The organism is Paenibacillus nasutitermitis (assembly GCF_014641075.1).
In the GTDB taxonomy this organism is placed as follows: domain Bacteria; phylum Bacillota; class Bacilli; order Paenibacillales; family Paenibacillaceae; genus Paenibacillus_Z; species Paenibacillus_Z nasutitermitis.
On record NZ_BMHP01000002.1, the window covers coordinates 718,676 to 733,283 of the forward strand.

At 50.7% G+C, this 14,608-nt stretch carries 14 protein-coding genes; all 14 read right to left on the reverse strand.

Annotated features, from left to right (window positions below; genetic code table 11):
* Window positions 1-69: 69 nt before the first annotated feature.
* Window positions 70-657 carry a dipicolinate synthase subunit B gene (locus IEY46_RS13330; RefSeq protein ID WP_188992484.1) on the reverse strand — a complete coding sequence of 196 codons (588 nt, stop codon included), beginning with the start codon at window positions 655-657 and terminating at the stop codon, window positions 70-72.
* Entirely contained in the window at window positions 654-1,553 is a 900-nt protein-coding gene (gene dpsA, locus IEY46_RS13335) for a dipicolinate synthase subunit DpsA (protein WP_188992485.1), read from the reverse strand. Before dpsA ends, IEY46_RS13330 begins: the two co-directional genes overlap by 4 nt.
* A gap of 260 nt (window positions 1,554-1,813) precedes the next feature.
* Window positions 1,814-2,257: a dUTP diphosphatase gene (gene dut, locus IEY46_RS13340; RefSeq protein WP_188992486.1), complete on the reverse strand. Its 444-nt coding sequence runs from the start codon at window positions 2,255-2,257 to the stop codon at window positions 1,814-1,816.
* A complete protein-coding gene (locus IEY46_RS13345) occupies window positions 2,238-3,503 on the reverse strand; it encodes a M16 family metallopeptidase (protein WP_188992487.1) in 1,266 nt (421 codons plus the stop codon). The genes dut and IEY46_RS13345 overlap by 20 nt, the downstream gene beginning before the upstream one ends.
* Window positions 3,504-3,867: 364 nt before the next feature.
* A complete protein-coding gene (locus IEY46_RS13350; protein ID WP_188992488.1) occupies window positions 3,868-4,863 on the reverse strand; it encodes a polysaccharide deacetylase family protein in 996 nt (331 codons plus the stop codon).
* Between the two features lie 277 nt (window positions 4,864-5,140).
* Window positions 5,141-7,243 (reverse strand): polyribonucleotide nucleotidyltransferase, encoded by a 2,103-nt coding sequence (gene pnp, locus IEY46_RS13355; RefSeq protein ID WP_188992489.1) that lies wholly within the window; start codon window positions 7,241-7,243, stop codon window positions 5,141-5,143.
* A gap of 235 nt (window positions 7,244-7,478) precedes the next feature.
* Window positions 7,479-7,748 (reverse strand): 30S ribosomal protein S15, encoded by a 270-nt coding sequence (gene rpsO, locus IEY46_RS13360; RefSeq protein ID WP_188992490.1) that lies wholly within the window; start codon window positions 7,746-7,748, stop codon window positions 7,479-7,481.
* Between the two features lie 167 nt (window positions 7,749-7,915).
* On the reverse strand, window positions 7,916-8,866 hold the full coding sequence (locus IEY46_RS13365) for a bifunctional riboflavin kinase/FAD synthetase (protein WP_188992491.1): 951 nt from the start codon (window positions 8,864-8,866) through the stop codon (window positions 7,916-7,918).
* Between the two features lie 35 nt (window positions 8,867-8,901).
* Window positions 8,902-9,816: a tRNA pseudouridine(55) synthase TruB gene (truB, locus tag IEY46_RS13370; protein ID WP_188993814.1), complete on the reverse strand. Its 915-nt coding sequence runs from the start codon at window positions 9,814-9,816 to the stop codon at window positions 8,902-8,904.
* A complete protein-coding gene (locus IEY46_RS13375) occupies window positions 9,816-10,829 on the reverse strand; it encodes a DHH family phosphoesterase (RefSeq protein WP_188992492.1) in 1,014 nt (337 codons plus the stop codon). Before IEY46_RS13375 ends, truB begins: the two co-directional genes overlap by 1 nt.
* The gene (rbfA, locus tag IEY46_RS13380; RefSeq protein ID WP_188992493.1) at window positions 10,826-11,182 is read right to left on the reverse strand and encodes a 30S ribosome-binding factor RbfA; all 357 of its coding nucleotides are present in this window, start codon (window positions 11,180-11,182) and stop codon (window positions 10,826-10,828) included. Before rbfA ends, IEY46_RS13375 begins: the two co-directional genes overlap by 4 nt.
* A 7-nt stretch (window positions 11,183-11,189) precedes the next feature.
* Window positions 11,190-13,958, reverse strand: a complete 2,769-nt coding sequence (gene infB, locus IEY46_RS13385) for a translation initiation factor IF-2 (protein WP_188992494.1) — start codon at window positions 13,956-13,958, stop codon at window positions 11,190-11,192.
* Window positions 13,951-14,286, reverse strand: a complete 336-nt coding sequence (locus IEY46_RS13390; protein WP_188992495.1) for a L7Ae/L30e/S12e/Gadd45 family ribosomal protein — start codon at window positions 14,284-14,286, stop codon at window positions 13,951-13,953. The genes infB and IEY46_RS13390 overlap by 8 nt, the downstream gene beginning before the upstream one ends.
* Complete coding sequence (rnpM, locus tag IEY46_RS13395; protein ID WP_188992496.1) at window positions 14,267-14,590, reverse strand: RNase P modulator RnpM; 324 nt, start codon at window positions 14,588-14,590, stop codon at window positions 14,267-14,269. The genes IEY46_RS13390 and rnpM overlap by 20 nt, the downstream gene beginning before the upstream one ends.
* Window positions 14,591-14,608 lie beyond the last annotated feature (18 nt).

Sequence of the window (14,608 nt, forward strand, 5' to 3'; positions counted from 1 at the left end):
AAGCGTGCGGGTTCTCACGATCAACCCTTGAGCGCTCAAAAAATTTAACGTTTGCATCCCGTATGGAAATCAGGCTCGTTCTATCAGCAAAGGCTGGAGCTGCTTCCCTTGCAGCGCCGCTTCACAGGCCTCAGGGACGAGTTCCATCTTCGCGACAAGCGAGTTCGGCTTTTGCACCGGATTATCTTGACCGAACGGAACAAAATATACATTCTTGCAAACAAGTAGTTTGGCGATATTTGCCGCATTCAGCCCGAGGCCGTCATTGGTGGAGATGGCGAGGACCAGGGGACGTTGATTCCGCATTTGAGCTTTGGCTGCCATGAGTACGGGACTGTCCGTCATCGCATTGGCCAGCTTGCTGGTCGTGTTGCCCGTGCAGGGCGCGATAACCATCACATCAAGCAGCTTGGAGGGTCCAAGCGGCTCAGCATCCACAATCGTCGAAATAATATCATTGCCTGTTATCGCCTTCAATTGACGCTGCCAATCTGCGGATGTGCCGAACCTTGTGTCTGTGGTCATCAACGTCTGCGTAACGATAGGAACCACATTGGCTCCCTCGTCGATAAACCGCTGAATAACCGGCATGACTTCCGCAAACGTACAATGTGATCCCGATAAGGCATAGCCTACCGTTTTGCCTTGCCATTTCATTGCTCATTCCCCCGTTGCCTGGTATCTTCACTGATCAACCGACTTAAACAATCCGCAATGATTCGTCCAGCGGTTTTCGGTGCGACGATACCTGGTAGACCGGGGGCGAGCAACGCTTTAATGCCCCGCTTCTCGGCAAAGCGAAAATCCGTTCCGCCCGGCTTGGAAGCGAGGTCGATAATGACCGCTCGCGAAGGCAAATTCGCTATAATTTGCGCTGTGACTATCATAGTCGGAATTGTATTAAAAAGCAAGTCAATATTACTCACATACTGTTGTAAACTCGTGATATAAAACGGCTCAAAACCCATCTCTGAAGCTCTTGCAAAATGCTCTTCCCGTCTCACTCCAACCTTCACTTTCGCACCCAGTCCTTGCAGCGTTCTCGCCATCGTCATACCCGTCCGGCCCATGCCCAGCACCATGCACGAGGAGCCATGCAGCGTAATATCCGTGTTCTGGATCGCCATCATGACGGCGCCTTCTGCTGTCGGGATCGAATTATAAATGGCCACATCGTCACGATCGAACAGCTCCACAAGAGCAATTCCCTGCCTCTCGCAAGCCTGACGCAAATAAGGTTTTGCCATTCCCGCATAAATCTTGCAATGCTTGGGCAGCAAAGCGATGTGATCTTCCGTCAAAATCAGCTCGCGATCACTGAAAACAGCCGTGATTGTACCATCATCATCGGTCCCGACCGCTGGAAGCACCAGGGCGTCGGCATTCACAAATAAATCGCCGCTCAGTTCGGCGCGTATGGCTCCATCGAGCGGGGTGTGAAGCTGGTCAAAGCCAGCAACCGATACGGTCGCATCCAATTCGGTCAGCTTGCGGATAACCTCAAGCTGCCTCGCATCGCCACCCAGCAGCACGACCTGAACCCCTGTCAGCATAAGGGTATCACTCCTTTCTCCCTTCATCCTTAACGACACCATAGTCCCCTCGGATATAGATTATCTTATGCCGCCGCCCAAAAGGGGTGAAAACCAAAATGAATCCAATGCGGGCTTGCCTCTTCCCCAATCAGCGAAACTTCAGGAATTTACCTGATTCCCGGGCTTATGAAGACAAAATAAAAAACCCGATACGGCGTATCGGGCCCCTGCTGAAATTATATAATTTGACGTATGCATCCATTCAAATGAACAGACCATTAAACTCCGGTATGTCCAAAGCCGCCTGTCCCGCGTACAGTGTCCGGCAGCTCATCGACTTCCGCAATCTGTACAGCCGGAACAACTTGAAACAGCATTTGGGCGATTCTTTCGCCCCGCTCGATAATGAATGGCTCCTGGCCCAGATTAATGAGGAGAACCTTAACTTCTCCCCGGTAATCCGCATCGATTGTGCCGGGCGAATTCAAGCATGTGATACCATGCTTGTATGCCAGTCCGCTGCGGGGACGAATCTGGGCCTCCAGCTCAGCCGGCATAGCCATGGAGAAGCCGGTCGGAATCAGCTTGCGCTCACCGGGATTCAGCGTTACAGGTTCGGCCACAGCAGCATGAAGGTCAAAACCTGCTGCCCATTCTGACATTTTGCGTGGAAGCGGCACTTCTTCCTGGCCTGGGAGCCGTTTAAACAATACTTGAAACAAGGCTATCCCTCCCCAATGCGGCAGCCGCTTTATCACTGGTTCCTACCATAGCAACTGCAAATGGCACACTGAGCATTCTTTTAGTGACGGCCTGGATATCACTCATTTGTACCGAATCGATACGTGAAAGCATTTCATCCAGCGTATAATGCCGGCCGAGCATCAGCTCGTTCTTGCCGAGCCGGTTCATCCGGCTGCTGGTGCTTTCTAAGCTAAGAATCAGGCTGCCCTTCAACTGCTCTTTGCCCCGGTGGAGCTCGCTGTCCGATAAGCCCTTGGAGGCCAGATCATGCAGCTGTTCCAGCGTGAGATCCAGCACATCTTTGGTCTGTTTCGGAGCGGTTCCGGCATATATCGTGAACAAGCCGCTATCCGCATAAGATGTATGATACGAATAAACAGAATACGCCAAGCCGCGTTTTTCGCGGATTTCCTGAAACAGTCTCGAACTCATCCCGCCGCCCATGGCATTGTTCAGCAGAATCATGGCATACAGCTGGGGATCTGCAATCGAGCAGCCCGGGAACGAGAGGCAGATATGATTTTGTTCCGTTTTTTTCTTATGAAATAAATATTGGCCGTTAAAAGCCGGGACGCCCAAAGCGTTTTCCGTGCCTTTATTCGTAAACCTGCCGAACTGCTTCTCAAGCAGCTCCAGCAGAGGGCCTTCCTCGACATTGCCGGCCACACTAATAACCGTATTATCGATGCGGTAGTGATCGCGCATGTAGCTGCGCAGCGAATCGCCGTCCATTGCATTCAACCGATCTTCCAGTCCCAAAATCGAATAGGCAAGCGGATGGTCGCCATAAGAGGCGCGCGATGCTTCGTCATGGACCTTATCATCCGGCGTATCTTCATACATCGAGATTTCCTCAAGAATAACATTTTTCTCTTTGCTTAGTTCACCGGCATCCATTTCCGACTCAAAAAACATGTCCGCGAGCGCATCAACCGCTATCGGCAGATGCTGATCCAGCACCTTGGCAAAATAGCAGGTGTACTCTTTCGCTGTGAAGGCATTTACGTTACCGCCGATGCCATCAAATAAATCGGCAATGTCCTTGGCGCTTCTTCTGGGTGTCCCCTTAAAGAGCATATGCTCGATGAAATGGGAAACCCCGTTGTTTTCCGGCGTCTCGTTGCGCGAACCGGTCTTGACCCAGATGCCGAAAGCTACGGAACGAAAAGTCGGGATATATTCCACAACCACGCGCAACCCGTTGCTAAGTGTATAATTGTTCACTTTGTTTCCTCCTAAAAGTTATGCGAAGCAAAACTTGCTTCGTAAGCATTTGCCTAGAGTTTTCTGCTTTCTTCATGGAATGCTTCTCTGCAAGCAGAAAAATCACTTCGAAAGCGTAATCTGAAGTTATGCGAAGCAAAACTTGCTTCGTAAGCATTTGCCTAGAGTTTTCTGCTTTCTTCATGGAATGCTTCTTAAGCAAGCAGAAAAATCACTTCGAAAGCGTAATCTGAAGTTATGCGAAGCAAAACTTGCTTCGTAAGCATTTGCCTAGCGTTTTCTGCTTTCTTCATGGAATGCTTCTTAAGCAAGCAGTCTGCTTTGCTCCAAGCCCCTAAAAATCAATGACTCCACTATATCAAAATTAAGTCCCCGCCTCAACCAGGCGAACTCTTTTCGTGGATAAGGTTTCACTGACTGTCCCCAGCAGCAAGCCTTTATGTTTGATCGCGGCGATCATACCAGGCAGCGCTTCGCTTGAGGAATCGGTAGGATGCAGAAGAATAAGTGAGCCAGGCTCGACGCGAGTCCTGATTTTATTAACGATAGAAGCTGCTGGAGGATGCTGCCAATCGACAGTATCAAGTGTCCATAACACGGTTTTAAGCCCCTGTTCGGCCGCAACTTCGACCGTCATTTGATTAAAGTCCCCCGAAGGCGGCGCAAACCATACATTGTTCACGTTCAGCGTGGACTTCAGCAGCGCTTCGGTTTTAGCAATTTCATTGTAAGCGGTCTGCCGGTCCAGCCTGCTCATATTAGGATGCGTGTAGGCATGATTGGAAAGCTCATGTCCGTAGGACTGGATCAGGCGGGCCATATCGGTATTTTTTTTCAGCCATGTTCCATCCAAAAAGAAGGTGGCTTTCACATTATGCTGCTCCAGCGTCTTGAGCATCGGTTCCAAAAATTCATTGCCCCATGCCACATTGATCATAAGCGCAACCATCGGTTTATTCGGATTGCCTTTATAGATGGGCTGCCGGCCGAGCTGCTCCAGACTGACAGCCGGCGTAATTTCTCTGTACATATATCGGATCGGAGCATGCTCCGGTGCATCCTTCATGAGCCGATAGGTTTGATCAACATCAACCTCCAGGCCGTTATAGCCTGGAATGGCCTTCCACACGTGATCGAGCTTTGCGTCAACGGGATCGATACGGCGTTTGATGGCTTCCTTCTCGATGGTTTCCTTCAACAGTCGTTTGCCAGGATCTGCGGCAATATCCGAACCGAGGGTGGAAGTAAACGTCCCCTGCTTCAACGCCGCCACATAAGCCGACAAATCGCCATTCATCCCGAAGACCAGCAGCAGCGTACACATGAAAACGGCCATGATGATCGATTTTTTCAGCTTCATCGCTTCTCCCACCCTTCTTATTCATCCTATTATGGCTTGGTCCACAATATGTGAAGGATAAGAAAGAAACGTGTTTTCTTTATGTCACGCACCGCAAGCTCGGGTACAAATAAAAAAAGAGACAGATGGAATCTGACTCTTCTGGGACATTCAGAAAAGCGATGCTTACGCATATGCACCCTTTCCTGAGTGTGGGTATAAAAGAAACGCGTACAGGCGATTAACCGGCATACCCGCTTCTTCCTGATTTAACGGTTCTATTGTGCTGGTGTCTCGACTAGGATTGTGCTGGAGCTTCCGCCGCCAAAATCGCTTTACGGGAAAGGTTCACGCGTCCCTGCTGGTCGATCTCAGTCACTTTAACCGTGATCTGATCGCCAATCTTAACAACATCCTCAACCTTAGCAACACGTTCGCTGGACAATTGAGAAATATGCACCAAACCATCTTTGCCTGGCAAAATTTCAACAAAACAGCCGAACTTCTCGATACGTCTTACCGTTCCCAAATAAATTTCTCCGACAATAACCTCACGGACAATGCCTTCGATAATTTGTTTGGCCCGGTCAATCGCTTCCGCATTGGAAGAGGCAATAAAGACGGTTCCATCCTGCTCGATATCGATTTTCACGCCGGTTTCGTCAATAATTTTGTTAATAACTTTACCGCCGGCACCAATCACATCACGGATTTTGTCCGGATGAATGTTCATAATCACGATTTTTGGAGCATAAGGCGACAATTCCTTACGCGGCTCCTGCATGATTTCAGTCATTTTTCCGAGAATATGCAAACGTCCCTGGCGTGCCTGTTCCAGTGATTCTTCAAGAATGGCACGGTCGATACCGTTTATTTTGATATCCATTTGAATGGCGGTAACACCCTTAGCCGTACCCGCAACTTTAAAGTCCATATCCCCGAGATGATCTTCCATACCCTGAATATCACTCAGAATGGCAAAATGATCGCCATCTTTGATCAGGCCCATGGCAATACCCGCAACAGGAGCTTTAATCGGCACCCCGGCATCCATCATCGCCAGCGTGCTTGCGCAAATACTTGCTTGGCTGGTGGAGCCATTGGATTCCAGAACCTCAGATACAAGGCGGATCGCATACGGGAATTCCGTTTCCGATGGAATGACTTTCGACAAAGCCCTTTCGCCAAGCGCGCCATGCCCAATCTCGCGGCGTCCCGGAGGACGGAGCGGTCTGGCTTCGCCTACACTGAACGGAGGGAAATTGTAATGATGCATGAAGCGTTTGGTTTCAGCCAAATCGATTCCGTCCAGAATCTGCACATCCCCAAGCGGGCCAAGCGTACAAATACTTAGAGCCTGCGTTTGTCCGCGGGTAAACAATCCGGATCCATGGGTACGCGGCAGAATGGCAACGTCGCAGTCGATCGGACGGATTTCACTCAAGGCTCGTCCATCCGGACGTACTTTATCATGAGTGATCAAACGTCTTACTTCTTCTTTGACGATATCGTACAGCACTTCTTTCACATCACCCAGCAGCTCAGGAGTTTCCGCGTATTGCTCTTCAAAGTGAGCCACAGTCTGAGCATTGACTTGATCGATAGCTTCCTGTCTGGCATGCTTCTCGATAATGCGGACGGCTTCCACCAGTTGAGCGGACGCGTAATCACGAACGGCTTTGCTGACCTGCTCGTCACTCGCATGCAGCTTGACTTCCATTTTGGTTTTGCCGGCCAAGCCGTGGAGCTCCTCGATGGTCGCGACAATCTTCTTGATTTCGTCATGACCAAACATGATCGCTTCCAGGATAACCGATTCGGGTACTTCATTCGCTTCCGCTTCAACCATCATAATGGCATCCTTCGTTCCGGAAACGACGACATAAACCTCGCTTACCTTCTCCTGTTCAACGGTAGGGTTAATAATAAACTCCCCGTCAATACGGCCGACAATAACCCCGCCGATTGGTCCGTTGAAAGGCAGATCCGAAATGGTCAGTGCAGCGGATGTACCGATCATTGCCGCGATTTCGGGAGTGCAATCCTGATCCACGCTCATGACGATATTGGCAATCTGCACATCATTGCGGAAACCGTCAGGAAACAAGGGACGAATCGGGCGGTCAGTCAAACGGCTGGAAAGAATCGCTTTTTCGCTGGGGCGTCCTTCCCGTTTAATAAATCCTCCAGGAATTTTGCCGACTGCATATAAACGCTCTTCATAATTGACTGTTAACGGAAAAAAATCGAGCGGTTTAGGCTCATTGGATGCCACGACTGTACACAATACAACCGTCTCGCCATATTTAACCGTAACTGCTGCGTTTGCCTGTTTGGCCAGCCGCCCCGTTTCCAGTATGAGCGGACGCCCGCCTAACGTCATTTCTACACGTTGTAACATTAAACCCCTCCTCACCGCAACCGTCAACCCATAGGTGGGCCCGGCTGCCGGTCTATTAAATTTCATTCGACAGCTATATAGGTTCTCCTGCTTCAAGAAAACTTCCCAATAAGATAAGATAAGTTTCTTGAGAGGTTATGAATAAATACCTTTACATTTACAAAAAGCAACCCGGAGCAGCCGAACCGGAACACCGGACGGCTGGACAGCCAGGTTGCTTTTATCCACGCATCTTTTATCGGCGAAGGCCGAGTCTTTCGATCAATGCGCTATAACGTCGTACATCCTTGTTCTTCAGGTATGCCAACAGCTTACGGCGTTGACCGACCATTTTGAGCAGGCCGCGACGGGAGTGATGATCTTTCTTGTGCACCCGAAGATGGTCTGTCAAGTTGACGATGTTTTGCGTCAGGATAGCGATTTGAACTTCCGGAGATCCGGTGTCGTTCGCATGGGTTTTGTGCTCGTCGATCAATTGATTTTTACGCTCTTGAGTAAGTGCCATCCTTGTTCACCTCCTTTATCATAATCGCCATTAGCCTCGCCGCCGCCGGTGATATCGAGCAGGCCAAGCCAAGGTTCCGTCAGCGCAGTAGTTGGATCGGAATCCAGCTCTACGCAACGACTAGAAGTATATCATATCTGCTTGTATAAAGTAAATGCCAAGAGCCACTATTTAAAAGCGGATAACACGGATTTGGCCTGTTCGGCATCCGCATGAATCTGTGCGACCAATTCATCGATGGAATTAAATTTCTTCTCGGTACGGAGGAATGAAATAAAATGAATCGTTATGGATTGGCCATAAATGTCGCCGGCAAAGTCCAATAAATGAGCCTCCATCACCGGCTTTGTAAGGTTATCGTGAAAGGTTGGCTTCACTCCGATATTGAGCACACCCGGAATCCGCTTGCCGTCCCATTCGGCCATAATGGCGTAAACACCCTGCCGGGGAATGACATAGGCCGCTTTCGTCTCCAGATTGGCAGTAGGAAATCCGATCTTGCTGCCTCTTCCTTCCCCGTGAACGACTGTCCCCTGTACATGGTAAGGTTCACCCAAAAGCTGCTCGGCCTGCTCCGGCTTGCCTTCCGCCAATGCTTGGCGAATGAGGGTGCTGCTTACTTTCTTGCCGTCGATCAGAAGCGGGTCCACAATTTCTACTGAAATATCCGGTCCACCCATTTCGGCAAGCGTGTCCGCTTTTCCGGCACCGCGCGCTCCGAAGGAAAAATCAAATCCTACAACAGCTTTCCTCACCTGCAATGGCCGCAGTACATGTTCCACAAATTGAGCCGGCGTAACTGCCGAGAAATCCAGATTGAATTGAACGATATATGTCACATCCACGCCAAGAGAACGAAAGCGGTTGACTTTCTCCTCCAAGGGTGTCAGCCCGTTCACATATTGCTCCCCTTGACCCAGCACTTCCTTGGGATGCGGGTAAAAAGTCATCACTGCCGACTGCAGGCCCGCCTTGCGCGCCGCTTCGACAGAACGCCGGATAACGTTTTGATGCCCCTTATGCACGCCATCGAAATAGCCGATCGCAAGCGTCTTTGGAAGAGCTGTCTTTACAGGTTCAGTGTCTTGAACCGGGTATTGTAATGAAATTATTTTCACTGCCGTCACACCTGCTTTATGAGCTTCGCTTTTGATTAAGCGGACGTAAACACCTTGACCGCTTTCAATTCGTTTGTTTCCCTGTCTGCTTCAAAAATACCGAGGAACAATCCGTCATTCCGATATAAACAAACCAATCCTTGCCCCTCTTCAAGCACCAACGCCTCTACATCTTGCAGAGGGATCCGCTTGCCTTGATAGGCATGCTGGGCGGTGCTTGCATTAACCATTCCGCGTGGCAGGTGCCCGAGCGCTGAATCAGCCGGCAGCAGTTTCGATGCAAGTTCCCCGGTGGCTTGAAGGCTCCGGATCTCCTCCATCGTCAGGCAATCTTCCTGACTGAAGCCTCCCGACATGGTGCGAGTGAGCTCCGCCATTGCCGCTGGAACACCCAGCGCTTTGCCAATATCCACACACAAGGTTCGGATATAGGTGCCTTTGGAGCATTGAACCGAGAATCGGATCCGGGGATGGTCCCGATCGAGCTCAAGATCAAGCAAATCGAGCGTATAAATCACCGCCGGTCGGGCTTTTCGCTCAACCACTTGTCCTTCTCTGGCAAGCTCGTAAAGTCTTTTGCCATCGACCCGTACGGCAGAATACATGGGCGGAACCTGCATGATTTCACCGACAAAAGAGGAAAGAGTTCGGCGGATTTCCGATTTTTCGATGACAACCTTATCGATCTGCGAGATTACAGTACCCGTCAAGTCCTCCGTATCCGTAGCCAATCCCAATTGCAGAACAGCCTCATAAGCTTTGGGGCGTTCCTGAACGTATTCCACAACCCGGGTCGCTCTCCCGATGCAAAGTGGCAGAACACCCGTTACCTGCGGATCAAGAGTCCCGGTATGGCCGATGCGCTTCACTTTAAGGATTCCTCGTACCTTTGCGACTACGTCATGAGAGGTCCAGCCGGCGGGCTTCCAAACAGGCAAGATACCCTCCATCATTTGGCCAACGCCTCTCTCACCGCATTTACAACGGTTTTCATGGTATCAGGCATAGGGCCGTCAAGCTGACAACCGGCTGCCCTGACATGACCACCGCCACCGAAAGATTTGGCAATTGCCGCGACGTCCGCCAGACCAGCAGAACGCATGCTGACTTTGACATGACCCTCCATTGTTTCTTTAAACAGGATGCCAGCTTCCACCCCTTCAACATTAAGCGCGTAATTAACGAGGCCTTCCAGATCGTCGCCGACTGCGCCAGTCTCTGCCATATCGCCATAAGCGATATACAGCCATGCAATCCGGTTATCCTCCGAGAATGTCAGTCTGCTTAATGCGCGCTGCAGCAAAAGAAGCTGGGGTTTGGTCATTCTTTCCAACAAGCGGTCCGCAATACAATGACCCTCAATGCCATGCGCAAGCATTTGCGAGGCAACCTGCATCACATAGGGGCTCGTATTGGAATACCGAAAACCGCCGGTATCGGTGAGCAACCCTGTGTAAATGGCCGTGGCCGCTTCGTAATCCAATGTTAGTCCAGCATGTATGATCAAATCATATAAGATCTCCACCGTCGCTGCCGCGTCGGTCCGAATCAGATTTACGAGGCCAAAAGCATCATTGGTTGGATGATGGTCAATATTGAGGAGTTCTGCCCCTTCGGCAAATAGACCGGACACGAGGCCGATGCGCCGAAAATCGGCGCAATCGACCGCGATGATCCGGTTATAGCTGTCTGCCGCGGGTTGCAGTTTGCTCCAGTTTATGACAGCAGAGGCATTTTCCAAAAAGTCCAGCCTTGCCGGTATGGCGCCTTCATTCATCATGACGACTTCTTTGCCAAGCTGACGCAAAATCCAGCCGGTTACAAGCGTCGAGCTGATGGCATCGCCATCCGGCTGAACATGGGAAACAACGAGGAACCGCTCTGCTCCTTGGAGAAACTGTAACGTTTGATCCAGCTTCCGGGCATAATCAGCAGGGAAAGCAGAAGCTTGCCCCGCGATCATTGGCCACCGTTGCCATTATTGATTTTTTCCAGCAGCGATTCGATCCGGCTGCCGTACTCGATGCTCTGATCGAACTTGAAGATCAATTCAGGCGTATGGCGGAACCGGATCCTTTTGCCAAGCTCCGAACGAAGAAAACCCGTACCGCGCGCCAGCGCCTTTAACGTTTCTTCCTTTTGTTCATCATTGCCCAGTACGCTCAAGTACACACGTGCCTGTGATAAATCTCCTGTTACTTCCACACCAGTGACCGTAATAAAACCAATTCGCGGGTCTTTGAGCTCCATCTGGATCAGTGTGCTTAGCTCTTTCTTGATTTGTTCACTTACACGTCCTACGCGAACCTTCGCCATAGGTCAATCACCTCTCTACTGTTTCCATAACGTAGGCTTCGATCGTGTCGCCTTCTTTAAGCTCGAAGTTTTTCTCCAGCGTAATTCCGCATTCATACCCTTGCGCAACTTCTTTGACATCATCCTTGAAACGTTTGAGCGATTCAATCTCAGTCTCAAACACCACGATACCGCCGCGGATCAGGCGTGCTTTGGCCGAACGCGTAATTTTACCCGATGTAACCATACAGCCGGCAATCGTACCCACTTTGCTGACTTTGAAGATATTGCGGATTTCAGCCTGGCCGATGACTACTTCCTTGAAGACCGGATCCAGCATCCCCTTCATAGCATGCTCAATTTCGTCAATTACATTGTAGATAATGCTGTGCAAGCGGATATCGACTTTTTCCTGCTCGGCAGTCGCAAGCGCTTGTGGCTCAGGCCTTACGTTAAACCCGATGACAATCGCATTTGAAGCTGAAGCCAGATTGATATCGGATTCCGTAATGGCACCAGCGCCGCTGTGAATAATTTTAACGCGAACGCCTTGAATATCGATTTTCGCAAGCGAACCTTTGAGGGCTTCGGAAGAGCCTTGAACATCGGATTTAATGATGACATTCAGGTCTTTAATTTCACCTTCAACGATATGTTTGTACAAATCTTCCAGCGTTACGCGAGAATTCGCTCCAAGCTCTGATTCACGCTGCTTGATCGCTCTGCGGTCTGCAATCGCTCTGGCTTTGCGCTCATCCTCGAACACGAGGAACGGGTCGCCGGCAAGCGGAACCTCTGTCAAGCCTGTAATTTCCACAGGCATACTTGGTCCTGCTTCTTTGAGCCGTCTGCCTTTGTCATTGACCATCGCACGCACGCGACCGAAGCAGTTGCCCGCTACAAAAGCATCGCCGACCTTCAACGTTCCGTGCTGCACGAGAATACGGGCAACTGGACCTTTACCTTTATCCAGTTCCGCTTCAATGACCGTACCGCGAGCCCGTTTGTTGGGATTCGATTTATAGTCATTCACTTCCGCAACCAGAAGAATCATTTCCAGCAGCTCTTCCAGGCCAATCCGTTGTTTGGCCGACACATTGACAAAGATCGTATCGCCGCCCCACTCTTCCGGCACGAGCTCGTAAGGAGTCAGCTCCTGTTTGATCTTATCCGGGTTGGAATCGGGTTTATCAATTTTGTTGACTGCGACAATAATCGGCACGCCAGCCGCTTTGGCATGATTGATTGCCTCTACGGTTTGCGGCATAACGCCATCATCGGCTGCAACCACAATGATTGTAATGTCGGTAACTTGCGCACCGCGCGCCCGCATGAGCGTAAACGCTTCATGGCCAGGTGTATCCAGGAAAGTGATTTTCTTGTTGTTGATCTCGGCTTGATAGGCTCCGATATGTTGGGTAATGCCGCCTGCCTCGCCAGTTGATACGCTTGTATGGCGAATGGCATCAAGCAGTGTTGTTTTACCATGGTCGACGTGACCCATGATGGTTACAACCGGAGGACGGGTTTCAAGATTCTCTTCTTCATCCGTCTCTTCAAACGTTTCGAAGGCATCCTCTTCAACCGGAATCTTGACTTCAACCTCAACGCCGTATTCGCTTGCGATCAATTGAACCGTATCCAGGTCGACCTCCTGGTTAATGGTAGCCATTACACCAAGAACAATAAGCTTCTTGATAACCTCGGACGCATCCTTATGAAGCAGTTTCGCCAAATCGCCAACCGTCATCGTACCGCGTACGATAATCTTCTTCGGCGTGTTGTCGACTTTTTCTCTGCGTTCCTGCTGCTGGCCGCCTCTTCCGCGCTGGTTTTTGCCGCCTCGGCCTTTGTAATTGCTTGAACGATTATCGTCAAATCGTTTGCCGCCCGCACCAGGACCTCCTGGCTTCTTCTTGGCGCCGCCTCTATCGTCTGTGCCTGTTGCAGGACGCGAGTCGAATGAACGCCCTTGAGGACCGCGATTCTGCGGCGGCGTGTTTGAGCGCGAACTGCCTTGTGCTCCCTGGCTGCTTGGTCCGGAGCGTTGGCCGCCTGGACCTCCGCTGCTTTGACCCGGACGTTGCCCGCCCTGGCCTTGGCCGCCTGGACGCTGGCCGCCCTGACCGCTCGGACGTTGGCCACCCTGGCCTTGGCCGCTAGGTCGCTGGCCGCCCTGACTGCCTTGACCGCTTGGACGTTGGCCGCCCTGGCCTTGACCGCTAGGTCGCTGGCCGCCCTGACTGCTGCCTTGACCGCTTGGACGTTGGCCGCCCTGGCCGCTCGGACGCGGGTTGCTGCCTTGATAGGAGGAAGGGCGCTGCTGCTGACTTGACTGCTGTTGTGCTGGTTGCGATGATTCCGTTTGGCTCGTGTTTGCTGGTGGCGTATTAGATTTAGTTATTGTCATATTCCCCTGTCGTTCCTGATTATTTTTGTTGGCATCTGTCTGTTCTGTCGTGCCTGGTTGCGCCGCGCCACTGTTTTGCGGCTGGCTGTTTTGCTGCGGTTTGCGTTCAAGCTGCGGCTGGGAAGGACGGTTGGACGATTGAGAAGATGCCGATACAGTCGCATTCTCCTGAGCCCGCTTGGCCGCGGCATTAGATTTAATATCGCGGAAAAATCCTTCAACTTTGCCTACCATTTCATTTTCCATGACACTCATATGGTTATTGACGGGCAGATTGAGGCGCTTCAAAATCGTAATAATTTCTTTGCTGCTCATATTGAGTGATTTTGCATATTCGTAAACCCTTAATTTATCTTTATTGTCCTTGCTGTCTGTTTGTTTAGTCAATATACTCCACCTCCGAAGGTTGGGTTAAACTTTGTATAATGATCTTGGAGAACCCCGCTTCCGTTACAGCAATTATTACCCGCTCCGGTTTGCCGATCGATTCTCCCAGCGTGATTCGGTCAAATATCTCCACCAGCTTCACATTATAGGTTCCACACTTGTCCTGGAATTTCTTCTTTGTGTTTTCCGAAGCGTCTCCCGCAACGATAACAAGCTTAGCTTTTCCCTGGCGTACTGCCTTTAGAACGATCTCATCACCAGAAATCACTTTACCTGCCCGCATGGCCATTCCCAGCGTCGACAATGCCTTATGCTTCTGATTCATCATCGTCATCCACCTGATTCATATCGGCAATAAACCGGTCTTCCACTGCGATAAAATCCCGCTCGAGCTGATCGTATATTTCCGGGCCCACCGATTGTTTAAGTGCACGGTCAAGCGCTTTGGTTTTTTTCGCCAGCTTGAAGCAGGCAACTTTGCCGCACAAGTAAGCGCCGCGGCCGGCCTGTTTACCCTTCAAGTCAATCATAATCTGCTCGTCGGGTGTGCGGACGACACGAATTAATTCCTTCTTGGGTTTCATTTCCTGGCAAGCCACGCATTTGCGCAGCGGAATTTTTCTAGGTCTCATCTCTCATCCCTCCTGTGG